Origin of the sequence: Mesorhizobium sp. B2-1-8 (assembly GCF_006442545.2) — a bacterium.
GTDB lineage: Bacteria > Pseudomonadota > Alphaproteobacteria > Rhizobiales > Rhizobiaceae > Mesorhizobium.
Map to the genome: position 1 here is coordinate 1812911 of NZ_CP083952.1, position 23179 is coordinate 1836089.

The window sequence follows — 23179 nt, forward strand, 5'->3', positions numbered from 1 at the left end:
CACTCAGCCGCGCGGCAGAATCCGCCGGATGACAGACTTGTCGGCGGCCGGCTTCGAAGCACCGATCGCATAGGCTGAAAGCACGGTCGCGGCGGCCGCCTCGGCATCGGATTGTGAGCGGGCGTGGATCAGCGCCAGCGCATCTCCGGCGCTTACTTCCGCGCCTATGGGCAGCAACCTGGTGATGCCGACCGCGGGGTCGACCTTGTCGTCGGGCCGTGCGCGCCCGCCGCCCAGCCCGACCACCGCGAGGCCGATGTCGCGGGTGGCTATGCCGGTAACGAAGCCGTCCGTCGTCGCCTTGATCGCGAATTCCGTTGCCGCCTCGGGCAGGTATTTTTCCGGCTTTTCGATGAAATCCGCGGGGCCGCCAAGCACTGTCACCATGCGCGCGAACGTGGCGGCGGCGCGGCCGCTGGCGAGCGTCTCGGTGGCGCGGCGCATGCCGTCCTGGTTGGACGATACCAGCCCCGCCGACTGCAGCATTTCGGCGGCAAGCGCCAGCGTCACGTCCTCCAGCCGCCGGTCGCGCAAGCGGCCGGTCAGGAAATCGACGGCATTGCGCACCTCGACCGCATTGCCGGCGGCCGAGGCCAGCGGTTCGTTCATGCCGGTGATCAGCGCCGAGACCTTCAGTCCGGCGCCGCCGGCGACCTCGACCAGGCTGTTGGCGAGCGCGGTCGCATCACGGGATTTCTCCATGAAGGCGCCATTGCCGACCTTGACGTCGAGCACCAGCGATTGCAGGCCTGCCGCGAGCTTCTTCGACAGGATCGATGCGGTGATCAGCGGCACCGATTCCACGGTTCCGGTGACGTCGCGGATGGCGTAGAGCCGGCGATCGGCAGGTGCCAGATCGGCGGTCTGGCCGATGATGGCGCAGCCTGTTTCCAGCACCGCCTTGCGGAACAGCGCGATGTCGGGCTGGCTGGTGTAGCCGGGAATGGAGTCCATCTTGTCCAGCGTGCCGCCGGTATGGCCGAGACCTCGGCCCGAGATCATCGGCACATAGGCACCGCAGGCGGCGACGATCGGCGCCAGCATCAGCGAGACATTGTCGCCGACACCGCCCGTCGAATGCTTGTCTGTGACGGGGCCCGGCAAATCCGACCAGTCGAGCACGTCGCCGGAATCGCGCATGGCAAGCGTCATCGCCACGGCCTCATCGCGGTTCATGCCGTTGAAGAACACCGCCATGGCGAAGGCCGCGACCTGGCCGTCGGTCACGGCGCCCGACGTCACGCCGTCGATGAAGGCGGCGATCTCGTGAGACGCCAGCCTATGGCCGTCGCGCTTGTGGCGGATGATTTCCTGTGGAAGCATCAGCTCTCCAGCAGCCCGTCACGAAACACGCGCTGCAGCACTGTTGCCAGCCGCGATCCGCCAACCGGCGCCATGTCCTTGGTTTCCTGGTGCGAAAGCTCGGCTCCGGTCATGCCGGCGGCCAGGTTGGTGATGACCGAGCAGGCGGCGACGCGCAGGCCGAGGAAACGGGCGAGAATGACTTCCGGCACGGTCGACATGCCGACGGCGTTGGCGCCCATGACGCGCGCCATGCGGATTTCGGCCGGGGTCTCGAAGCAGGGGCCCGAGAACCACATATAGACGCCCTTGTGCAGCGCTGTGCCGGTCGCCTTGGCCGCGCGTTCGATCGCGTCGCGGATGCCGGCATCATAAGCTTCGGTGAGGCCGACGAAACGGCGGTCGCTCGGCTCGCCGATCAGCGGATTGGTGCCGGAGAAGTTGATGTGGTCGGTGAGCAGCATCACCGAGCCCGGCGGCATATCCGGATCGACCGAGCCGGCTGCGTTGGTGAGGATCAGTTTCGTGATGCCGATGCCGGCAAGCACTTCGAGCACCGGACGCATCGCCGCGGCGTTACCATGCTCGTAGTAGTGGGCGCGGCCGGACAGCATCAGCACCGGAACGCCGGCAAACAGCCCGGCCACCACTTCGCCGGCATGGCCGCTGACGCCGCTCATGGGAAAGCCGGGCAGGTCGGCATAGGAGACGCGGATCGGATTCTCGATCCGGTCGACCAGGCCTCCCAAGCCCGAACCCAGCACCAGCGCGGTCGACGGCGCCAGGCCGTCCAGCCTTTCGATAAGATGGTCCAGCGCCTTTTCCGTCATCTCGGCCTACGCTTCATTTGAGCCAGCTTTTCATTTGAGCCAGCTTTTCATTTGAGCCAGCTTTTCATTTGAGAAGGTCACCGCGAAAACCATAGGGCAGCATGTCGCCCATGGTCACGGTCTCGGCGACGCCCGAGGCGTCGCAGAGATAGAGTTTGGTTTCCGGACGGCAGAATTCGGCCAGCCGCTGGCGGCAGCCGCCGCAAGGCGAACATTTGGCCATGCGTTCGGCAAGGACGGCGATTTCCACGATCTTGCCGCCGCCGCCCATGATGTAGTGGCCAAGCGCGGTGGTCTCGGCGCACCAGCCCTCCGGATACGAGGCGACCTCGATGTTGGCGCCGGTGAAGACGCGTCCGTCCTCGGTGCGCAAAGCGGCACCCACCGGGAAATTCGAGTAGGGCGCATAGGCCTTGGCCATGGCGGCCTTGGCCGCTTCGAACAGATCATGCGACATTCAGTTATTCTCTCCGATGTGCTCTCGACCCTCAGCGTTCCTTCACATAAGGCACGCCGCCAGCACGCGGCGGGATGGCCTTGCCGATGAAGCCAGCGAGCAGGATGACGGTGAGGATATAGGGCAGGGCCTGCATGAACTGCACCGACACCTTGCCGACAATGGGCAGCGGTGTCCCCTGCAGGCGGATCGACGCCGCGTCGAGGAAGCCGAACAGCAGGCAGGCGAACATGGCGTTGACCGGCTTCCATTTGGCGAAGATCAGCGCGGCCAGCGCGATGTAGCCCTTGCCCGCCGTCATGTCCTTCACGAAGCCACCATTCTGCACCATCGACAGATAGGCGCCGGCGACGCCGGTGAGGATGCCGGTGCAGATCAGCGCGCGGTAGCGCAGCCAGGCGACCGAGATGCCGGCGGTGTCGACCGCGGCCGGGTTTTCGCCGACCGCGCGCAGCCTGAGACCGAAGCGCGTGCGAAACAGCACCCACCAGGTGAACGGCACCATCGCAAAGGCGAAATAGACGAGGATCGAATGGCCGGAGATCAATTCGGCATAGATCGGGCCGATGATCGGCACGTCCCTGGCCGCGTCGGCGCCAGGCCAGATGATCGCCTCGAACCGCTCGCCCGGTTGCAGCGCCGGCGTGCGGCCACCCTGCTGGAACCAGGCCTGGCCGAGGATGATGGTCGATCCGGCGGCGACGAAGTTGATCGCCACGCCCGAAACGATCTGGTTGCCGCGATGGGTGATCGAGGCAAAGCCGTGCACCAACGCGAAGGCGACAGAGATCAGGATCGCCATACCGAGGCCGAGAAGCGCCGAATGGAAAACGGATGCCGCGGCGGCACCCGCGAAGGCGCCGACCAGCATCTTGCCTTCGAGGCCGATGTCGAAAATGCCGGCCCGCTCCGAATAGAGGCCGGCGAGGCAGGCAAGCAGCAGCGGCACCGACAGGCGGATGGTCGAGTCCAGCACCTGGATGATTGCGTCGAAGATATCCATCTCAGGCGCCCTTTCCGTTGACCGCCTGCATGCCCGCCGATTTCGGGCTGAACGAAGCGAACAGAGCCTGGATATAGGGCCTGAACATGTGCTCCAGCGCGCCGGCGAAGAGGATGACCAACCCTTGAATGATGACGATCATGTCGCGGCTGATCGCCGGCATCTCGAAGGCGAGTTCGGCGCCGCCCTGGTAGAGCATGCCGAACAGGATCGCGGCCAGCACGATGCCGACCGGATGCAGGCGGCCCATCAGCGCCACGGCGATGCCGACGAAACCGGCGCCCGAAACGAAGTCGATCGCGACATTGTGCTGATCGCCCATCACCGGGTTGAGCGCCATCATGCCGGCCAGCGCGCCCGAGATCATCATCGCGGTGATGATGATGCGCGTTTCCGAAATGCCGGCATAGCGGGCCGCCTTGGGGCTGTGGCCATAGGTGCGCATCTCGTAGCCGAGCCTGGTGCGCCAGATCAGCAGCCAGACCAGGAAGGCCATCACCAGCGCCAGCAGGAAGCAGATGTTGAGCGGCGCCGAGCGGATCTTGGCGCCGAACAGTTCGATGATCCAGTTGAGCTTCGGCAGTTCCGCGCCGGCGAGGAAGTTGCGCGTTTGCGGCGCCTGCGACCCGGCCGGCTTCAACGGACCGACCAGCAGGTAGACCATGATCGAGGCGGCGATGAAGTTGAACATGATCGTCGTGATGACGATGTGCGAGCCGCGCCTGGCCTGCAGGTAGGCGGGGATCAACGCCCACAACGCGCCCACAAGCGCCGAGGCGACGATGGCCAGCGGAAATGTCAGCCACCAGGGCAGTGTGCTGTCGAAGGAAAGACAGACGATGGCGATGCCGAGGCCGGCGATGTAGGCCTGTCCCTCGGTGCCGATGTTGAACAGGCCGCAATGCGCCGCCACCGCCACCGAAAGCCCGGTGAATATGAAGGTCGTGGCATAGAACAGGGTGAAGGCGATGCCTGTTCCCTTGCCGAAGGCGCCTTCGACCAGGATGACGGCGGCGCGGAACGGGTTTTCGCCGACCAGCATGACGACGAAGCCAGCGACGATGAAGGCGACCGACAGGTTGATCAGCGGGATCAGCCCGTAGTCGGCCCAGGCCGGCAATTTGGCGTAAGGCGTGCTCATTGCGCTGCCTCCTGATGCTCGACACCAGCCATCAGCAGGCCAAGCTCGCCTTCGGTCGCGTCGGGGCCGCGCTCGCCGACGATGCGGCCGGCAAACATTACCAGGATGCGGTCGGAGAGCGAGCGGATCTCGTCGAGTTCGACCGAGACCACCAGCACCGCCTTGCCCTGGTCGCGCATGGCGATCAGGCGCTTGTGGATGAATTCAATCGCGCCGACATCGACGCCGCGCGTCGGCTGGCCGACGATGAGCACGCCGGGATCCTGTTCGATTTCGCGCGCGAGCACGATCTTCTGCTGGTTGCCGCCGGAGAAATTGGCGGTCTTCAGGCGCGGATTGCCGGGACGGATGTCGTATTTCTCGATCTTGTCCCTGGCATCGGCCATGATGGCGTCGACGTTGAGGAACGGCCCTTTGAGATAGCGGGGATCGTCGTGGTAACCGAGGATGGAATTCTCGTTTTCCTCGAAGGCCAGCACCAGCCCGACATGGTGGCGATCTTCCGGCACATGGGCGAGGCCGCGGTCGCGCAATTCGCCGGGATCGGCCTTGCCGGTGAGATCGATCGGCTTGCCCTCGAGCATCACGGAACCGGAAACGGCATGCCTGATGCCGGAAATCGCCTCGAGCAATTCGGATTGCCCGTTGCCGGCGACGCCGGCGATGCCGACGATCTCGCCGGCCCGCAAATCGAAGGAGACGTCGTCGACCATGGTGACGCCGCGGGAATCCCTGACCGTCAGGTTCTTGACCGCGAGTTTGACGGCGCCGGCTTCGGCCTCGCCCTTTTCGACCCTCAGCAGCACACGGCGCCCGACCATCAGTTCCGCCAGCTCCTCGACGGTGGTTTTCCTGGTCTCCCGGGTTGCCACCATCGTGCCCTGACGCATCACCGACACGGTGTCCGTGATGGCCATGATCTCGCGCAGCTTATGGGTGATCAGCACCACCGTCTTTCCCTGTTCCTTCAACTGCCTGAGGATGCGGAACAGGTGGTCGGCCTCGGCCGGCGTCAAAACGCCCGTCGGCTCGTCGAGGATCAGGATTTCGGCGCCGCGATAGAGCGCCTTAAGGATTTCGACGCGCTGCTGCAGGCCGACCGGCAGTTCTTCGATGATCGCATCGGGATCGACTTCCAGCCCGTATTCGCGTTCCAGCCGGTCAAGCTCGGAGCGCGCTTTGGCGATGCTGCTCTTCAGAAGCGCGTCGGTTTCGGCGCCGAGGATGATGTTCTCCAGCACCGAGAAATTGTCGACCAGCATGAAATGCTGGTGCACCATGCCGATGCCGAGCGCGATCGCGTCGTTGGGTGTCTTGATCGACGCCGGTTGGCCGCCGACACGGATCTCGCCGCTGTCGGCCTGGTAGAAACCGTAGAGGATCGACATCAGCGTCGACTTGCCGGCGCCATTCTCGCCGACGATGCCGTGGATGGTGCCGCGCGCGATCTCCAGATTGATGTCGCGGTTGGCGCGCACCGCGCCGAAACTCTTGTTGATGCCGATCAGTTCGATTGCGGCTTGCGCCATGCAGCCCGTCCCACTCTTAATTTTTTATCGCTTGGTCAAGACGCCTAGCATGACGCTCCGCCCGTGCCAATTGTCCGGAGCAGCGTCCACTCTCGACAAATCCGCGCGCGCTTGTCAATTTCGAACGTGGCCGAAGCTCTCGCCTTCGCTAATATGCCGAGGTCGATTTGACGTTGCGGCGCAAGGTGTCGCGGTACAAAACTGAGGACTTTGCATGATCATGCCCGCCGACCGGTTGACGACGTTGGAAATCCGCGCCGCCGAGCAGGAGAAGACCATCGAGGAGCTGTCGGGCCAGATCGCCGAGCAGTGGAAGGTGATCGAACGCATGCAGCGCAAGCTCGACGCGCTGACCGACCGCTTCCTGGCGCTTGAAGAGCAGGCGGCACCGGATGTGCCGGTGACCAAACCGCCACACTGGTGAGGAAAAAGGGAGGGGCCTGGCCATGGCCGGTGAAAGCGACCGCATCGCAAGGGCCGGCGACTATGTGCTGGGCCTGATGAACGATGCCGAGCGCGAGCGGGCCGAGCGCGATCTCGAAATCGATCCTGCCTTCCGCGACGCGGTGGTGCAGCTTGCCGAACGCATGCATGTTTTCGACCGCGCCGAAAAACCAGCGGGCGCCAATCATTGGGCGCTGGTTACGCAACGCCTCTCCGAATTGCCGCAAATGCGCAGCGTCGGCCTGGGCGGCAACGATGCCAGGTCACCGACGGTGATCCGAAGCCTGTCCCGGCCACCACATGGCGTTGGCGTGCACGCGCTTGGCGGCCGGCTTGGACTTGTCATTGCCATCGGGCTGATGGCGGTCTTCGCGCTCGGTTACTTGGCCGGCAAGCTATAGGCCGATGCAAAAACCGCCGGGCAACGCCCGGCGGTTCCAGTCATTGCCGTATGGCCACCGATCAATAGGGGCAGGCGTTGTCAGCGGTGTAGTCGTGCACCTGGATCTTGCCGGCGATGATGTCGGCTTTGGCCTTTTCGACGGCCGCCTTCATTTCGTCGGTCACCAGCGCCTTGTTGTTGTCGTCCATGGCGTAGTCGACGCCGCCTTCCTTGAGGCCGAGATTCTCGACGCCGCCCTTGAAGGTGCCGTTCTTGCCATCCATGAAGGCGGTGTAGACGGCAACGTCGACGCGCTTCAGCATCGAGGTCAGCACCTTGCCGGGCTGCAGCCCGTTCTGGTTGGAATCGACGCCGATGCCAAGCTTGCCGGCATCCGCCGCCGCCTGCAACACACCAACGCCGGTGCCGCCGGCGGCCGCGTAGACCACGTCGGAGCCCTGGTCGATCTGGGTCTTGGCGATTTCGCCGCCCTTGGCCGGATCATTCCAGGCCGCCGGCGTGTCGCCGGTCATGTTCTGGATGACTTCGGTCGCGCCGGCCGACTTGGCGCCGCCGACATAGCCGCATTCGAACTTGCGGATCAGCGGGATGTCCATGCCGCCGACGAAGGAAACCTTCTTCGACTTCGACGCCATCGCCGCCATGATGCCGACGAGATAGGAGCCTTCATTCTCCTTGAACACCAGCGAGCGGACGTTGGGCAGGTCGACGGCATCGTCGATGATCGCGAAGTTGAGGTCCGGATATTCGGCCGCGATCTTCTTCAGCGCATCCTCCCAGGCAAAGCCGGCCATGACGATCGGGTTGTGGCCGTCCTCGGCGAAGCGGCGCAGCGCCTGCTCGCGCTGCGAGGCGTTCGACACTTCGAACTCGACATAGGGGGTGCCGGTCTCGGTCTTGAACTTCTCGGCGCCGTGGTAGGCAGCCTCGTTGAAGGATTTGTCGAACTTGCCGCCCAGATCATAGAGGATGGCCGGCTGGACATCCGCGGCGAAAGCCGGAAGAACCATTGCGGTTGCGGCCAGGAGGCCGAGAACGATACGTTTCATGTGATCCACACCCTGTCGGTTATTTTTTCCGTTACGCACCGCCTGCCTGCCCGGTTCTCCGGCCGGCAAACGACGTCAGCCAGGAGTGTATTCCCCTCCCGCTCCCGGGCAATCTGGCACGGCCCGAAACAAAATTCACGCGGAATTTTGACCTTTTGGAAAAGCGTGCCACGGGCAAACCACGACGTGATCCGATCTTGCGCGCAAGCCGTTGGCAGGCGGCCGGAATGGCGCCGACGATGGGTCAGTTCGCGGCGAACTGTCCCGTGCGCCGCTGCCGCCGGTAGCCGATGGCGTAAAGCAGGAAGGCCAGCACCGCGAAGACGGCAAAGCCCGGCTGGTTGAGCACCCAGGCGATGACGCCATCCCACAGCAGCGGACTGGCCTTGGCGCGCACGAAGCTTTCGAAGGCGGCCCGCGTGTCCGGCGAGACGGCCAGCCAGCTCGCGTTGAGCGGGGTCAGCACAAGGGCCGAAGCCGCCACCGTGCGCGTCGTGTCGAGCACCGCCATGATGACGGAAACCGACAGCGCGATCATGGCCGCAAGACGAAAGACGAAGCGAAACATCAAGGCTCTCCCCCGGCTGATCCTGGACGCTAACCAGGAGACCTCCGGCACATGTCCCGAAACCAGAAATAGAATGCGTGCGGTTTGTCCGCAATCGCGATACGCGAATTTGAAGGCGGTGCCTTCTGAACCCTATGCGACTGGCTTGCGCCCGCGGCGGTGAACGAGCAAGACGGCAAGAATGCCTCCGGCAATGGCGCCGACCACCAGCCCGGCCAGTCCGATGAAGGCCGCAAAGTAGCCGCAGCCGCCCTCGAAGCAACTGACCTCGGCGACATCGGCGATCACCGAGCCAGCCAGGAAGCCGCCAACGGCGCCGATGACCGCGCCCAGGATGATGCCGAGCAAGGCAGCGACGACGGAAACGAAGACCGACGGCGCTTCGGTCGACGGCCTGGAATAGACGCCTTCGGCGCCGGAGCCGCGGCGCAGCAGATAGATGCAGAGCAGGCCGATGGCGATCTCGGCGCCGGCTATGAGCAAGCTCCTGGCCGAGAAGACGAAATCGGGCACGGCCAGCACATAGGCCAGCCTCGCCAGCACCCAGACGATGGTCGCCACCTGCCAGATGATGAAGTGGCGCGGGAAGCGCGCCGAGCGGCCAAAGGCAAGGCCGAGCAGGTAAAGCCCCCACAGGATGGTGATGACGTCGACGGCAAGCCCGCCAAGGAGGAAATAGAAGATCCTGTCCGGCAGGCCGGAATTGCCGGTCAGCCACCAGGCCGAGGCCAGGCCATAGACCGACCACGCCATGACGAAGATGAGCCAGCCCACCGGGACATAAGACAGGTCGCTGCCTGGGCGCCCGACTGGCGGCTGCCCACTGGCCGGTTGTTCATTGCTTGATGTCATGTCCGGACGATGCCCCCGCAAAGCCTACGTTCCACTCGACAGGTGGCACGTGGCGAAGTCAAGCGCGGCCGGCCTTACGGCCATGGCTGTGCACATCATTCGTGGTGGCGGCCTGAAAGACGGGCGCGAGCGCGCCCTGGCGGAGCGGTGTGTGGCCGGCAAAGCGAATAGACTGCCGTTATGGCTTGGCATTCGGCGCGGGATCGACTAGATGAGCCCCGCGCCTGTTGCTTCGACGGCTCAGGTGCGGTGGGAAGGTGTTCGCTGGTTGGCGGCACCCACGGCGCGGATATCGCGTACCGGCCTCCCTGAAGGGACTGCATTGTCCCCAACCCGCGCGGCGAAACCGGCCATCGCGAAAAATGCAAGGACGGAGAGGTGGCCGAGTGGTTGAAGGCGCACGCCTGGAAAGTGTGTTTACGGGAGACCGTAACGCGGGTTCGAATCCCGCTCTCTCCGCCAGTTCATCAACAAAATCAATAACTTATAGAGAATTTCAGAACTTACCCGCCAAAAAGCCCATCATGCAGAATGCTATTGATTTAGACAGCATGCGACGGCATGAGACATCCAGCCGGGGTTCCATTCCCATCGTAAAACGTTACCCCATCGAGATCGGTGAGCGGCTACTCTCAAAGCACCAGATCATGCCCAGGGATGACCGCGAGCGCGTAGCGATCAAGGTGATTAGCCTTTTCGGACGGGGCATAATCGACCCAGATCAGCTATCGGCAGAGCTCGAACGGGGCTAGCGGACTTGGCCTCGCTGTGATCCTGTCCATCGCCCTGGCAGTGACGCCGTTCGGCAGGGGCAAGCGGGAAGCGGTCCAGTTCGGCACGGACGATGACCCGGCCAACTCGCGCGGTACAATTGTGCCGTGTGTGATCAGCAGTTTCGAGTCGGTGTTTGATTGTTGGCGTCCGGTTGCCCCGCGAGGCCCGTCTCTCGAAAGGGAGGCGGGCTAAATATATGGTAGGTAGTGAGGGGCGGCTATGCGCTATCGAGGGGTCTTGGGCGGCTTCCCAGACGCGGATGCTTGTGGTGGGACGATGGGCGCGTTGAGCGATGGCTTCAAGGTCTTTGCAAATATCGACCAGCCCGCCTGTCCGCGGAGCACATCATCTAGGCCAAAGACAACGACGCCTTTGGAGCGAGCAAGATGCCTCGCCGCTAGCTCAGCAGCGGCCTCGCTCGTGTAGGGTGCGTTCTTCATCACCACGTTCATCTTGCCAAATAGGAGATCTTCGCCATAGCGCGTTGGTATCTCCTTGATCTCGGCCAATCTCCGCGCCAATGCTTCAGCCAAGAACGTCTCGTCCATCAGCCTCTCACGGAGGACTTCAGGCGATCCCTCGCGCTTTTCGACGGCGTCTGTCGCTGCGGACTTCTCCTTCCCGGCTGCGGCGTTCAGTCCTTCAGCCCGAAACTTTGACAGCTTCTCTCTGAACGCGGCCTCCTCGGCTCGCTGCTCCTCCATGCTTTTGTGGAAACTTCTCTTTTGCAGATAGGCGAAGCCGACGACGATGACGCCGGCGACGATGAAAAACAAAATCATCATTTTAGCGCGTCCTCTAGGGTTTCCCTCCCGTATAGATGTAGGACGATCGAGACGACTAGGCAAACGCCCAGCACGACAAAGAGCTTACCCCAGTCACTCAGCGTTAAAGCCTGGGCGCGCAAATAGGCGCTAACCGAAGGAGTAATCAGGCCAGCGGCGACAAATGCTGTCGAGAGTCTGTCCGACGCTGCGGCGTTATATTTGCCCTTTTCTCGCTTGATCTCCCGGTTCAGAGTTATTCTAGCCTCTTCCAGGGCCAGTGCATCAACCTTCTCGTCTTCGGTGACTGGATCGCCCGCCATCTATCACTCCCTGCTCACCCAATAGTCTGATTACGCAAAGGAAACCACTGACGCAAGGGTGAGGGCCAGATGTCGGCGGCTTGCCAGCTGGGTGTTGCCTGTTCATGGCTGTTCGCAGAGACGAATCTGGCGATCGAGATAGGCGATCTTGTCGGCCGCGCGGCGGGCCGCCACTAAATTCCAAAAGCGGGGAGAGCGGGGAAAGTTCCCGACTTTCGCCAAAAATACAACGAAATCAATGATTGTTGGCTCCCCGGGCCGAATGAAACCGCGAACTACGAGCTGCCGGTCCCCTCGAAACTACGCCAGAACCTTCCGTCAAGACTCGCAAGCGTGACCGAGAGCGCGCGGAGCGCATCAAATTGGCCGGCGGGCCTGGGCCATCCCTTCGAGACCGCGCTGTCGCATTTGCCCGTGAAAAGGGTGAAGTGCGAACGCGCGAGCTGACTGAGATGGGAATTCCCCGCTGCTATCTGGCCCGGATGTGCGACGAGGGGCTGCTCAGCAAGGTTGGCTATGGAATCTACCGCGCCACAGATCGAGAGGTGGTATCATCAGATTTTGGCCAAGCCGTGGTTTGCCGGGAGCATTCTTGACGTCCTTCAACACACGGGAAGAGGCGCGAGCTCCTGCACGTCCGCCCGGCCTATGGTGGCGAAAAGGTTCGCCCGGTCACCCTCGGGTCCGGGCAGGATGGTTACCTTTGCGCCGCAGCCGAGGCCGTTGTCGATCATCGCGAAGGCCCCGATGATAGCTTCAGGCGCTGGCGATAGGTGCCTGAGACGTGTTCGCCGGCTATCGCCGCCCGCTAGGAAAAGACCGGCGCCCTCGCTGGGAGGTTGCCCGAATGGCACCGGCCAGACGGTCTTTTCAGGTCCGCCACTCTTCAAACATAGCTGAGTCTTTCCGCAGCGTCAGGTGGTGACGGACTAGGCTTTGGCTTTCCGCTTCGCAGGTGCCTTCTTGTTTGCTGCGAGGGGTTCAGCCTTGCGGCCAAGCCCGATGGATTTCGCCAGTTGCGAGCGCTGAGCGGCGTAATTCGGAGCTGTCATAGGGTAGTCGTGCGGCAAGTTCCATTTGGCGCGATAGGCGTCCGGTGTCAGGCCGAAGTCGGTGCTAAGATGGCGCTTCAGGGATTTGAATTTCTTGCCGTCTTCGAGGCAGATAATGAAGTCCGGCGTCACCGACCTCTTCGGGTTGACCGCGGGAGTTTGCGGTTCAACGACAGGCGGGATCGGAGTGCCAAGTCCGGACAGCGAAGCATGAACCGATGCTATCACGTCCGGCAAGCCAGACACCGGCAATGGATTGTTGCTGACATATGCTGAGACAATGTCGGCTGTTAACTCAGCAAGTTCGGCAGGGCGGCTGTCGGACACGTTGGTCATTGGTAGTCCTTTTGTCTGATTTATCCCCTCTCTATTGGTTGATGATCAACGACGCAACCGCTCACCTAGATCAGCCGTCACGGCTTCGTTTTGATCACTCAAGTATTCGCTCCTGGTATGGGGTCAAATCCGCATCGCCCATTTTCCGTATATCGCAATTTTGAGCGATGCCGAGATAAATCTACCAGTCGCTTCTTTCCCCCGTCAGGCCAAAGCTCAGCTCAACGATCCTTAGAGTGTGAGTTCGTAAAAGGTCCCAGTTCACCGTCACAATGAGTGCAGGCGGTTACCGTCTTCGCACTACGCTCGCCGGTTCAGTGTGCTTGCAGTCTGGAAACTGATTGCATCCACGAAACATCGATCCGTCTTTGTTGCGCCGCTCCACCAATTGGCCGACGAGGCAAGCTGGGCATTGGCTCAATTCGGCTCCCTCAACCGTCTCGAAGCGGACTTCGTCGCCGGCTATCTCGCAAAGCTCCTGAATATAGCGGGATGGCTGTCGGCGATTGGTCAACATGTAGACCCCTCGGCTGGCACGCGTCAGCGCCACGTAGAACAGGCGCCGTTCTTCCGCGTAAGCGAAGGTCTCGGGGCGGGGAATGACCAGGTTCAGCAGCTCATCACCTTCGATGCGGCTTGGCACGCCGTAGTTGCCCTCGCTGATATCGAGCAGGACCGTGTAGTCGGCCTCAAGGCCCTTTGACCGGTGAAACGACAGCCCGGTCACCTCGATGTTGGCAAAGGACGGCGGCCTTCCTTCGAAAGTATCGAGGACGTTGTATCGCCACAAGACCAGAACCTTGAGCTTGTCGCGCTTTTCGTCGCGCCACCGGTTGGCGATGCCACCCAGAGCGGCATCAAGCCGTTCGAGTAGCCGCTGACAGGCCTCCGCGAAGTCCGGCTTGTCGCGTTTATCGTCGATGGGAATGACACGGATCGATCGCGAGACGGCCGGGCGCGTCGAGCGAACGGACTTCTTGATCTGTTCGGGGTTGCGCTGGACAAACTTGGCGGCCGTTTCGGCAATGAGCTGGTTACAGCGATACGTCTGCTCCAGGCGCCCCTGCCAACTGGTCCCGAAATTCGCTTCGAACCGTGTGAAGATCGTGATGTCCGATCCCGCAAAGCGATAGATCGACTGCCAGTCGTCTCCAACCGCGAACACCTTGCTGAACGCTTTCTGCAGTTTGAGCGCCTTGATGAGGTTAGCGCGGGGTTCGGAAATGTCCTGGAACTCATCCACGAGAATGAGGGAATAGGGGCTTCGATATCGACCTGTCTCGACCAGCCGGACCGCATCCGCGATCATCGAATCGAAGTCGATCCGTTTTGTTTCCTCGAGCTTCCGGGAATATCCCTGAGTGATCATCAAGACCACGCGCGCGAATAGCTTCGCGCGCTCCTTGTCATGCAAGGTCTTGGCACGTTCGAGCAGCATGTCGAGCGTAAGATGGCTGGCGCGAATATGCTTCAAGCAGGTGGATATCAGCTGGTGATAATGCTTGATAATCACCGGATCGAGCGCCTTGGTGATTTCGGCGTAGCTCTTGCGCTTGAAAGGTATGGAGCGCCGCGCCAGTTCGGATTCGAGCGTGCCAAGCAGCGTCTCGTTGCTTGCCTGGGCGGAAGTCGTCTCGAAGAAATCGATCTCATTGCGGCGATATGCCAGCCGTTTGTTCTCGGCGTGCTGGGTATAGTCCGCAAAGGGTGAGCTTCCGTCCGCATTGAGCGCGAAATGCTCGTGTACAGTTGCGGTCTGCGGATAGTAGAAATCGGGATGCAGATGGCGGACCGCGTCACCGTCTTCCGCTACTGCAATCTGCCGTTCGTATTCGAAGGTGACGGAATGCAGCCAAAGCCAGTTGGCGATCTTCTGCTCCTGCATGGACTTTACGATCACGCCGGACAGGGAACCGATCGTGGCGCTACCCTTTCGAAGGCTGTCCGACACGTAGCGCCGATAGTCGACCTGGCCGTCAAATACCTCGATGGGGATGTCGGCCTTGGGATGCACAACGAGAAGCTCGGCCCACATGCGGGCGAATTCCGGGTTGCCCTCGATAAGGTTCTGGATGATCGCCTCAATGACCTTGGTTTCGCCGGCGGGATGATCCACCCAGTTGGCGAGCTGGGGCGGCCGGCCCTCGACCTCCTTTATGATTCCGCGCCCGAGCGCATGAAACGTCGTGACGCGACACTCCAGGGCGGCGTCCTCAGCGACCTGCAGCTGGGCGGCGATCCTCGTCCTGAGTTCATCGGCTGCGTTTTTGTTGAAGGCCAAGAGCAGGATCTCGTCGGGCCGATAGAGCTGCTTCTCCAGGACGTAGGCGACCTTCCCGACCATCGTCGCGGATTTGCCCGACCCTGCCGAGGCGACGAGCAGGTTGTTGTCCTCCAGGCGGATGCAGGCCTCGCGCTGCTGGTCGGAAAAAGAGCGCCGGTCGAGGTCGTCGAAGAACGGCCGGAACTTGATCAATTCCGAGCGGACGAAAGCCTCGTTGTAGGCGTGTCGAACCCTTGGGTCGGTTATCATGGCGAATGAAGCCGGGAGGGATGCCTTGAGCCCCGCAGGCATCAAGCTTGGGTCGAGAAGTGGATGAGAGAGGGCCGCTGCTGCGGCGCCTGGAACACTGGCAATGGCTCTGCTGAGATCGGCCTGGGCGAGATACTGTCTATTGCCCTCGGTGATCTCCCGAAGCCTGCCGTCGACCTCAAGCAGGCGCCCCTTCTCGATGGCGATCAGCCCGAAAAGGTGAGTGTTAATGAAGGCATGAAGGTCCGCGGCCAACTGTGTGGCCGCGTCACCCGATAGTGCCGACAGCGTGTCTGTTCTGCCGCGAGCGCGTATCTCGACTGTGTGCCACAAGAGGGCCTTGCTGGTCGAAATCGACACGACATCAAGGCAGCTAAGCTCGACTTCGCTATCTTGAGCCAGCTGGAAATGTCCCGACAGTTTGGGGTCCAGGGTCAGCTTCCATTTTCCCGCCGGAAACAACCGCGCAAAGAAGCCAGGGCGGTAGGTGCGCGAGCGGCCAGATAGCAATTTGGTCAAAGCCACGATTCGTGCGCCCAGCATGCAAATGGTGCGGAGGAGCCGACTATCATGAACAGATTGAGATGTTCCAAATTATCCCGGTACTTATGCTGAATAGTGCCTGGGTATCTCTCAGCGGTCGCTGGAGCGTGATCCGTTGCAACGGGCGCGCATTTGTCATGTCCGTCGGATTCGGCGCTTGCAAGCATGTCATCGAGTTGGCGATGGATTCGGATACGCGATTTGCGAGGCGCCCACACGACTGTCATTCACGTTGGCCGTGCCCCAACACTTCGCCGGTCTCGCGCAGATCGATGTAACGATCACACCAAGGGGGGCCGGCTCGCACTTGGATTTCCAAGCGAGCGGGGCTGGGCCGCCTGACGCGCAACAGCTTTGGGAGAAAATGATAGGGAACCTGGCCCAGGTGCTCAACGGTCGTTGATCATAGGCGCGAGGCTTTGGTCGGCGACGTCGGCTGCTATTGGCCTTAGCCGCTCTGGTGGACCGATGGATCCCGCGGTAGTAGTTCCTGCCAATAGGCCTGGTCAGCGTCGGGGAGGCGTAGCCTGCGCGACGCCGGCAAGGTAGACTATCAGATCCCGAACATAGTCATCGTTTGCCCGAGACCGATCTCACCGAATTTGACCTCCTGGCCGGCCGGCTGTCGCGAGAAGCGAATCTCACGGAAGCACAGGCTCGTGATCTGATTGAGCGTTTCGGCACGGACTGGGAAAAGCTGCTCAACGAAGCTCATTTCACCAAAGAGCTTGAAGGCAGGCTTAGCGAGGAATAAATCCCTAGACGGTGCGGGTGATCCTTCAGCACGAGGATCGCCATGGGCAAGGAATACCCCTTTTCGGAAGGCACGCTCGGCGGCAAGCTTGCGGCCGGTACAGGCCTATCAGTCTACTGCCTCACATGCAGGCGCAGGGCGGTGCTGGACTTGGCCGCGCTGGCCAAGCGGTTCGGGCCGGATCAGCCCTGCCTCCACTGGGATCTGTCGAAAATCATCTATTGCAGCGAGTGCCGCAGCGCCGGCCGCGATGATGATCGGAACCATGCGGTGACACCGGACAAGCGGAGACGCTGATGCGCGATAGTGAGGACGCCCGCGGCGCCCACCGCACCGCTCCGACCCTTAGCCAGGCAGGGGCTGGACGCCCATCGCGTCCAGCCCTTGCTAGGGGGTTCGATAATCTCTGCACTATCTTGGGGACGCTGATCTCAAGCCACTCTATCTGACCCTCCCTCAAAGTTCCGACTGCTTTTCTTTGCGATTGAATACAAGCAGCAGCTAATATACTCTGCTTAGCCGGTGGGGGATCGATAATGCTCAATCCGAGACGAAAACTTGCGAGCAGTGAGGCTCGAAGATGAGAACGGTCGAGGCATTGCTTCTTTCTTACTTGCTCGCCATTCCGGCGCACGCTGCCGATATGCTCAAGGACACTATCACCTGCAAGTGCGGACCGGAGACGTTCGACTGGTCAACCATTAGGACGATCTACGAAAAAAAGAGCAGCAACGGCGGCGGCTACGATGACCCCGCACCGATGGACGGCCTTTGCAGATTTCAGGCTCAACTCTTCAATGAGCAACACTGCACCAGCGGCGCTCTCTGCTTTCCAAAGATCAAACTGAAAGCGACGAAAGATCTTCAAGTCGTCGGGGTAAGGGCGAAACCGGAGTGCAGATCGAGCCTTTTCAAGCCACATCCAAACCCGTTTGTGAGAGTAAGACTCGGTCCCTATCGCCCTGGGGACAATGTGGATCAGATGTGGGGCGGGCTGTTTGGCGACAACGCGAAAGACTTCACCGTCTTGGTGCTGACCTATCTCAAGATCTCTCGCTACCCAGCAGGAACGGACGGCTTCAAATTCGAAGGACGAGTACCCAAGGGGACAGTGCCAGCGACTTACTACGGCCAAATAGAGGCTACCAATAAGAATGGCTCTGCTGTCATGGACTTCCAAATGGAAGTTACCGGTCCTTAGCCTCTGGGGCGCCGAGACCTGCTCAATGCGACAGCGCTTATGAGGATGGCGGCCAGCACCGCCGCGGCGTCGCCCGAATACATGAACGAAGTAAGTCTAATATTAAACTGGAGAGGAAAGGGAGGGAACGGCGAAATGAGAATAGCGATTGTTTTTTTCGCAATATTGGCTTGTTTACTGTCGCCCGCAAATGCCAAATCAAGCAACCGGTCCATCGTGAAGATGTATCGCGTCAATTCCATCATGCAGCCCAAGAGCTTACCAGATACGTTTTTTGAGTGCATGCGAGACCCTGTCTGCAAGGCTGTTCTGGGCAGCGCCACAGACGCGCTCGGCATCCCTTCAGAGGCGGTGGAGATAGCCGGATTAGCCGCACCCTCTAAACGGAAGGGAGAAGATACAAGCTATGCGTTTTACCCGCCCAAAGGGTACCTTATATGCGCAGCGAAAGTGAGAACAATGTCTGTGGTCCCGGCCAGTGGTTCGAGGGCGACGACGGCTGGATTTAACGCCCACAGCACCGGGTTCGGCGTCTACACGTGGACGCCCCGGCGTCCGCTCTTTGAAGGTCGAAGCTTCTATGATGGCTATCTGACAATCAAGTACGTGAGGGCATCACGATACCCCCAACTTCTTGTCGACGGCGAGTGCACAGTAACTTCTAAGCCGCGCAGGATAGGGTGCAAAGGGCGCTGCGGGAACTACGACTTCTAGAGCCTCGAAGGACCAGCGAAGCGCCTTAAAGGCACAAGCCCAATGCGCGATAGCAAACTGATCGAACGGCCCGTTCGAGGCTGGACACCATGGAAGAACGGCGCCGGCGAGCACGACATCGGCTCGCTTCCTGCATTTCCCCAAGCTGAATGTGACTTGCTAGTTCGATGGCTCGGAACTCGTCGCGATCGAGCACTGGGGATATCGCCGGCCGCAATGGTGCATGAAGCTCAAGCCGAAAAACTGGCAACCGCTACCCGAGGAATTCAGGCTCGAGCGGGAGAGGGTGCGGGAGGAGAAGCTTGCCGTCGCCAAGGCAGAGGCCGAAGCACGCTTCCTTGCCGCCTACCAGAGGCGCCAGGATGCGCGGGGCGCATCGCCGGCGTAGGACGGCGGCGAGAGCAAACGCGCGCTGGCGGGCGTCTATTCCTTAAGGTGGCCGATAAGGCTGCGCGAGATCGACACGCAGAACGCGCTGATGAATGCGCCAAAGATCAACGGAAGAAACGTCGAAATCTCGAATGGCTTTCCGGCCAGGTTCAGCGTCAAGATCGGAACGATCGCGCCGGTGGCAAGGGAAATGGCAGCTAGGCTGTTGAAGAACGTCGCTGCCAGCTTCACGCGTTCGTTGTGAACCAGTTTGCTTTCCGTCATGTCGATCACCCCGTGTGAGGTAGAAACAGCCCCACAGCGCCAGCGTAGCCATCAGCGCGCTTGCCGCCATGCTGCCGGTAGCGCCAGACAACGCTGGCAACCATCGCAGCGGCGATTGCAGCGATGTAGAGCGGGACCATTCTATGGCTTGTTGCCTTGGTAGCAGGCCAGCTGAACTTGATTGGAGAAATCCAAGATCGTCTTCTGCTTGAACTCCTCGCCGTTAAAGCGGGGCATTGAATACGCCATCATTACCATCGACCTTGCTATCGGCTTGAAGGACTCAACGTCGAATCTGTCGACAACAGACATCATGGCGGACATATCAGTCCCGTCTTGGCGCTTCTCCATAATCGAACGCGCTAGTGAGCCCAGGGCGGTGCAATTCGCTGTCAGGGTTTTTGTCCCTTCCACCGTCTCCCCGCTTGCAGGAGTGTTTGTCCGATCGAGCGGATAGCCGTTTTCAGCCATGCAACTCCGCATCCGGCTCCCTGTGAGTTCGTTTGGTTTCGGTCCCATACATTTAGTCATCACGCCCAAGCACTTCGGTACATCGGGACTCGACTGGCATATGGTTGCTGAAATTAGGAGGGCTTCCTCTCGGTCTCGCGCTTGTGCGATCACCTCCGGGTCAGCCACGGTGTTGATTTTCAACGCAGGACCGATTGCAACGTCTGCTCCCGCAAGGTCAAATGTTGCGTCTATGAAATTGCCCGCGTCAAAAAAGAACCGGATTTCCAGCACTTTGCCGTCCAACATATTCCGTAGAGTCCCACGCGTCGGCGAAGGGTCTTGGCCATGCCAAAGAATGTCTCTAATCGACCTACCTTCAACCACAATTGGTTGCTCAAGATTCAGTGGGTCTTTCTGAGAATCTATGTTGTAATCAATTGATTCATTATCATCGACTCGAAGCGTTGCGACCCTTCCTAATGCCTTGATCCTGTCAAGTGAGCTTCGAGGCAGCGACAGTACCCATCTAACCTTGGTGTCATTGCTTCGAAATATGTAGATCGAATAACCTTGGGTATTCGTAGTTGTCGCTGCTGACACTGGTTCGGCCGTGACGGGATCTCGGAATTCCGCAACTGACCAAGTGTCCGCATATGCCGTTGGGACTGACGCGAAAGCGTTCAACAAAACTGCCGAAACGAAGAAAATAAGGCGCACAAACACCTCCCCCTCCCTCTTTTGCCCTAAATGAACATCGCGCAACTGTGGAGCGCACGCAAGCGGGCTCCCCGAAGGGAGCGGCTTGACGATTCCAGCGAAGTGCGGCTGCGGGGGTTATTTCCTAGCCATCAACCGCTGCACTAAGATGGTTGAGACGCGCCCGACCAGGATCGCAACGCCTATAACGACGGGCACATAGACGTGCCTGTTCCATCCTTCAGCTTTGCAGAACGTCACAAGCAAGAGTGCCACCGGAAGGCCAATCAGAATTATGCCAAGGGCCTGCGGTCGCCTCTTTTGAGGCGCTCGATATTTGCCTCTTGTACCGGGGTCATTTCTTCAGCCTCACCCCAGCGCCGCCGCCGTTCTCGGGAATGAACTCGACGCCGGCCGCGATCAGTGTCTCCTGCAGGCGCGCTAATGTGGTGGCATAGGGCGCACGCTTCCCCGCTTCGAAGTCGGCGATCGTCGCGCGCCCCACATCAGCCTTCTCTGCGAGATCCTGTTGCGACCATCCTATTAGGCCGCGGGCCGCCCTCAACTGACCTGCAGATATCGTCATGCGCTCCTACTTCATGCAAATTGTATTGACTTGCAGTCGAAGTCATTTAATTTGCATGATGTTACAGCAACCATGCTCATGGGGCAATATCATGCCGAACATCCATGTTCCGGCAGCCGGCGGAGCTATGACCGCTGACCGGATAGCTATCATCGGCCGCTTTTCCGGCCGCATCCTCCTCGTGCCACGGAGGTCGTCATGACCTTCGCGCCGCAGCTCCAGAAACCCTGCTTGTCCCACTTACTAATCGGAAGGCGATCGCCGACTCCATTGAAAAGTTGATCGACATGCTGGACGAGCTCGACCCGGATCCCGACCTCGAGCCCTGGCTCGGCTGGCCCGAAAGCGGCGGACTGGAAGCCGGCGGCATTTCCGACGATCGCGAGGCCGAAGACGAGCACGGCGGCGATATCAACGACGAGCCGCAGGCCGGCGCCGGCGGCGGAACATGGGAGGGCGACGACGAACACAGCCTTGGCTGGACTGAAGCACAGTGACAGACGGGCTCGCTGGGCTGTTTCGGCCGTGAGGGTGACCTGGAGGACCAGGGCGACAGCGATCCTTCCTTGGGCTGGGGCAACGTCACCGGGCAGACCGGCGTTGGCCTGGATCGATGGGGCGATGACGCCGACAGCGGAGGCAGCGAAGGCGCTCTCGTCTTCACAGGCGAGGGACACGAAATCGCGCGGGAACTGGTCCGTAAGCACAGGCAGAAGCGGCCCGAGCCATCGCTGAAGATTATCGGGCCAGTCGTCACGGCGCCGGGCTGGAATGGTCCACTATCGCAAGCCGACGTCGATAGCCCGGATACCCGCGCGCACTACTGGACGGCGAAGGGGTTCTGAGCAAAATTCCAGTCTGGAATTATGCCCGGTTGCTCAGGTGGCCGGGGATGCCCGGAATTTCAGTAGTCAGTTGAAGCGCCATGCGACGGTTTTACAGGACGCCACCAAGACTCAAGGCTAGGAGGCACGGTGCCCGTACTAGCCCACTTGTCGAACTCTTCATCGGGAATCTCGACACCCGAGTAACGTGACAGGGCCCTAAGAGCGAATTTTCTCCCAGGCAATGATGTGTCCTTGTTCTCGCCTGCCAGAATTGAAAGCGACACCCGTACCATTTCGATGTCCAGTTCGCGGTTTTTATTCCAGTATCCGAAGGCGCCTGTCCATACCGTAGCTATGGCCCCGACGACGGCCCCGATGACGCCCCCGGCAAAAGCCCAGCCAGCTTCTCGACTTGCCATGTCACCTCCCCCAAAAAGCCGTGGCTCCTTTTATTTCAGCCATCGCAACACCGAGCACAAGAGATCTGCAAGAGAGATTTGTTACGCGGTTGGATTCGTCTCAGCCTCAGAAACCGGGACAGTTTGGACCGGTGGCCGAGCTAACCCCCATGCCACCAACAGCATCATGTATACGATTTTCGATACCTCGAAAAAGGCAGCACACGCTTCGAAATAGGCCGACTCGTCACGCTTGGCGTCAATACCGGAAAGTGCGAACTGAACCGTTCGGGCTTCATCGTCAACGCCACCGATTGCCGTCCAGAGATGCCGAAACGAGAGATGAACAAAGTCCGATGTCTCGGTGTAGACATTGTCGATCCAGGGGTAGGTCGCTGAGAGGTGTTTGCGCAGGTAGGCGTCGGTGAGTCGCACCTGTTTCCCATTCTCCATCGTGGTCAGCCTGTCGAATTGCACTTGGCCAGCTATCATTCGCTTCATGCTCTCCTCTCGGTCCTGGATGAGTGGGAGACCATGAATTCGCATAGCGGTGTCGATTTGTGTACGGAGTAAAATCGTGGCGGATGGAAAGTTCCTTGCTTTGATCATCTGGCGAAAGCCGCGCGATTGCGACAAGGTCCGCTGACCGGCGCCCAGAAGAAACATGTGAGTAAGGTACATCGAGCCAGGCGTGAAGTGGCTATTTGCCTTCTTTACGAACTCGCGTTCCAACTTTTCGATGATTCCAAGCCATTCCTTCAATGTCTTCATATCCGTGTCCCTCCGCCAACGGCGGCTGCTTACATTGTGCTTACATGGGCAAAGAGCTGCCCGGCTATGTCAGTAGGGAAATCCGGAAAACAACAGTTTTTCAGGAACTTAATGGCGCGAGTGACGGGGCTCGAACCCGCGACCTCCGGCGTGACAGGCCGACGGGATAACCTTTGCGATCAAAGGCTTCAAACTTTTCCACATGTTTCGAGCGGGTGTGGA

The 23179-nt window shown here is 60.5% G+C and carries 27 protein-coding genes and 1 tRNA gene; 10 read left to right on the plus strand and 18 right to left on the minus strand.

Translation table 11 applies throughout. The features are described 5' to 3' along the window. Positions 1–3 precede the first annotated feature (3 nt). The 6 genes from deoA to FJ970_RS08965 form a co-directional block, all read right to left on the minus strand. Complete coding sequence (gene deoA / locus FJ970_RS08940; protein ID WP_140756224.1) at positions 4–1323, minus strand: thymidine phosphorylase; 1320 nt, start codon at positions 1321–1323, stop codon at positions 4–6. After that, on the minus strand, positions 1323–2132 hold the full coding sequence (locus tag FJ970_RS08945) for a purine-nucleoside phosphorylase (protein ID WP_140756222.1): 810 nt from the start codon (positions 2130–2132) through the stop codon (positions 1323–1325). Before FJ970_RS08945 ends, deoA begins: the two co-directional genes overlap by 1 nt. Before the next feature lie 64 nt (positions 2133–2196). Next, complete coding sequence (gene cdd / locus FJ970_RS08950) at positions 2197–2589, minus strand: cytidine deaminase (protein ID WP_140756220.1); 393 nt, start codon at positions 2587–2589, stop codon at positions 2197–2199. A gap of 31 nt (positions 2590–2620) precedes the next feature. Continuing rightward, on the minus strand, positions 2621–3592 hold the full coding sequence (locus tag FJ970_RS08955; RefSeq protein ID WP_140756218.1) for an ABC transporter permease: 972 nt from the start codon (positions 3590–3592) through the stop codon (positions 2621–2623). Position 3593: 1 nt separating this feature from the next. Continuing rightward, complete coding sequence (locus FJ970_RS08960) at positions 3594–4733, minus strand: ABC transporter permease (protein WP_140756216.1); 1140 nt, start codon at positions 4731–4733, stop codon at positions 3594–3596. Next, a complete protein-coding gene (locus FJ970_RS08965; RefSeq protein WP_140756214.1) occupies positions 4730–6262 on the minus strand; it encodes an ABC transporter ATP-binding protein in 1533 nt (510 codons plus the stop codon). Before FJ970_RS08965 ends, FJ970_RS08960 begins: the two co-directional genes overlap by 4 nt. A gap of 217 nt (positions 6263–6479) precedes the next feature. Here FJ970_RS08965 and FJ970_RS08970 point away from each other — a divergent pair, with 217 nt between their 5' ends. Together FJ970_RS08970 and FJ970_RS08975 are read left to right on the plus strand one after the other, a co-directional pair. Next, positions 6480–6686 (plus strand): SlyX family protein, encoded by a 207-nt coding sequence (locus tag FJ970_RS08970; RefSeq protein WP_123151274.1) that lies wholly within the window; start codon positions 6480–6482, stop codon positions 6684–6686. Between the two features lie 22 nt (positions 6687–6708). Beyond that, positions 6709–7107, plus strand: a complete 399-nt coding sequence (locus tag FJ970_RS08975) for a hypothetical protein (RefSeq protein WP_140756212.1) — start codon at positions 6709–6711, stop codon at positions 7105–7107. Between the two features lie 61 nt (positions 7108–7168). Here FJ970_RS08975 and FJ970_RS08980 read toward each other — a convergent pair whose 3' ends face one another. The 3 genes from FJ970_RS08980 to FJ970_RS08990 form a co-directional block, all read right to left on the minus strand. Continuing rightward, positions 7169–8158 (minus strand): BMP family lipoprotein, encoded by a 990-nt coding sequence (locus FJ970_RS08980; protein WP_140756210.1) that lies wholly within the window; start codon positions 8156–8158, stop codon positions 7169–7171. Positions 8159–8402: 244 nt separating this feature from the next. Then, positions 8403–8726: a hypothetical protein gene (locus FJ970_RS08985; protein WP_140756208.1), complete on the minus strand. Its 324-nt coding sequence runs from the start codon at positions 8724–8726 to the stop codon at positions 8403–8405. 132 nt (positions 8727–8858) lie between these two features. Then, a complete protein-coding gene (locus FJ970_RS08990) occupies positions 8859–9578 on the minus strand; it encodes a DUF2569 domain-containing protein (RefSeq protein WP_227792056.1) in 720 nt (239 codons plus the stop codon). Between the two features lie 372 nt (positions 9579–9950). On the opposite strand from FJ970_RS08990, the gene FJ970_RS08995 reads away from it, so the two are divergent. After that, a tRNA-Ser gene (locus FJ970_RS08995) sits at positions 9951–10040 on the plus strand. A gap of 536 nt (positions 10041–10576) precedes the next feature. On the opposite strand, the gene FJ970_RS09000 is transcribed toward FJ970_RS08995, so the two are convergent. Together FJ970_RS09000 and FJ970_RS09005 are read right to left on the minus strand one after the other, a co-directional pair. Continuing rightward, positions 10577–11137: a hypothetical protein gene (locus tag FJ970_RS09000; RefSeq protein ID WP_140756206.1), complete on the minus strand. Its 561-nt coding sequence runs from the start codon at positions 11135–11137 to the stop codon at positions 10577–10579. Then, the gene (locus FJ970_RS09005) at positions 11134–11439 is read right to left on the minus strand and encodes a hypothetical protein (RefSeq protein ID WP_140756204.1); all 306 of its coding nucleotides are present in this window, start codon (positions 11437–11439) and stop codon (positions 11134–11136) included. The genes FJ970_RS09000 and FJ970_RS09005 overlap by 4 nt, the downstream gene beginning before the upstream one ends. A gap of 452 nt (positions 11440–11891) precedes the next feature. On the opposite strand from FJ970_RS09005, the gene FJ970_RS33580 reads away from it, so the two are divergent. After that, complete coding sequence (locus tag FJ970_RS33580) at positions 11892–12035, plus strand: type IV toxin-antitoxin system AbiEi family antitoxin domain-containing protein (RefSeq protein ID WP_265336218.1); 144 nt, start codon at positions 11892–11894, stop codon at positions 12033–12035. Positions 12036–12368: 333 nt separating this feature from the next. On the opposite strand, the gene FJ970_RS09015 is transcribed toward FJ970_RS33580, so the two are convergent. Together FJ970_RS09015 and FJ970_RS09020 are read right to left on the minus strand one after the other, a co-directional pair. Next, the gene (locus tag FJ970_RS09015; protein WP_140756202.1) at positions 12369–12827 is read right to left on the minus strand and encodes a MucR family transcriptional regulator; all 459 of its coding nucleotides are present in this window, start codon (positions 12825–12827) and stop codon (positions 12369–12371) included. A gap of 286 nt (positions 12828–13113) precedes the next feature. Beyond that, entirely contained in the window at positions 13114–15885 is a 2772-nt protein-coding gene (locus FJ970_RS09020; protein ID WP_265336219.1) for a UvrD-helicase domain-containing protein, read from the minus strand. 595 nt (positions 15886–16480) lie between these two features. Between FJ970_RS09020 and FJ970_RS09025 the strand changes: the two genes are divergently transcribed. The 4 genes from FJ970_RS09025 (at position 16481) to FJ970_RS09040 (ending at position 18960) form a co-directional block, all read left to right on the plus strand. Then, on the plus strand, positions 16481–16657 hold the full coding sequence (locus FJ970_RS09025; protein ID WP_181178334.1) for a hypothetical protein: 177 nt from the start codon (positions 16481–16483) through the stop codon (positions 16655–16657). Between the two features lie 42 nt (positions 16658–16699). Beyond that, positions 16700–16954, plus strand: coding sequence for a hypothetical protein (locus FJ970_RS09030; RefSeq protein ID WP_140756200.1), 255 nt, complete (start codon positions 16700–16702; stop codon positions 16952–16954). Positions 16955–17237: 283 nt separating this feature from the next. Next, positions 17238–17858, plus strand: coding sequence for a hypothetical protein (locus FJ970_RS09035; RefSeq protein WP_140756198.1), 621 nt, complete (start codon positions 17238–17240; stop codon positions 17856–17858). Between the two features lie 937 nt (positions 17859–18795). Next, the gene (locus FJ970_RS09040; protein ID WP_181178332.1) at positions 18796–18960 is read left to right on the plus strand and encodes a hypothetical protein; all 165 of its coding nucleotides are present in this window, start codon (positions 18796–18798) and stop codon (positions 18958–18960) included. A 35-nt stretch (positions 18961–18995) separates the two neighbouring features. Here the strand turns inward: FJ970_RS09040 and FJ970_RS09045 are convergent, their stop codons facing one another. The 3 genes from FJ970_RS09045 to FJ970_RS09055 form a co-directional block, all read right to left on the minus strand. Beyond that, positions 18996–19226, minus strand: a complete 231-nt coding sequence (locus FJ970_RS09045) for a hypothetical protein (protein ID WP_140756196.1) — start codon at positions 19224–19226, stop codon at positions 18996–18998. A gap of 141 nt (positions 19227–19367) precedes the next feature. Further along, the gene (locus FJ970_RS09050; RefSeq protein ID WP_140756194.1) at positions 19368–19985 is read right to left on the minus strand and encodes a hypothetical protein; all 618 of its coding nucleotides are present in this window, start codon (positions 19983–19985) and stop codon (positions 19368–19370) included. A gap of 745 nt (positions 19986–20730) precedes the next feature. Further along, positions 20731–20961 (minus strand): helix-turn-helix domain-containing protein, encoded by a 231-nt coding sequence (locus tag FJ970_RS09055; RefSeq protein WP_140756192.1) that lies wholly within the window; start codon positions 20959–20961, stop codon positions 20731–20733. Positions 20962–21239: 278 nt separating this feature from the next. Here FJ970_RS09055 and FJ970_RS09060 point away from each other — a divergent pair, with 278 nt between their 5' ends. Further along, a complete protein-coding gene (locus tag FJ970_RS09060; protein WP_181178330.1) occupies positions 21240–21458 on the plus strand; it encodes a hypothetical protein in 219 nt (72 codons plus the stop codon). Positions 21459–21527: 69 nt separating this feature from the next. Further along, complete coding sequence (locus FJ970_RS09065; protein ID WP_140756188.1) at positions 21528–21806, plus strand: hypothetical protein; 279 nt, start codon at positions 21528–21530, stop codon at positions 21804–21806. 59 nt (positions 21807–21865) lie between these two features. Here FJ970_RS09065 and FJ970_RS09070 read toward each other — a convergent pair whose 3' ends face one another. Both FJ970_RS09070 and FJ970_RS09075 read right to left on the minus strand, forming a co-directional pair. Next, the gene (locus tag FJ970_RS09070) at positions 21866–22207 is read right to left on the minus strand and encodes a hypothetical protein (protein WP_140756186.1); all 342 of its coding nucleotides are present in this window, start codon (positions 22205–22207) and stop codon (positions 21866–21868) included. Positions 22208–22288: 81 nt separating this feature from the next. Beyond that, positions 22289–22957: a hypothetical protein gene (locus FJ970_RS09075; protein WP_140756184.1), complete on the minus strand. Its 669-nt coding sequence runs from the start codon at positions 22955–22957 to the stop codon at positions 22289–22291. Positions 22958–23179: the final 222 nt, after the last annotated feature.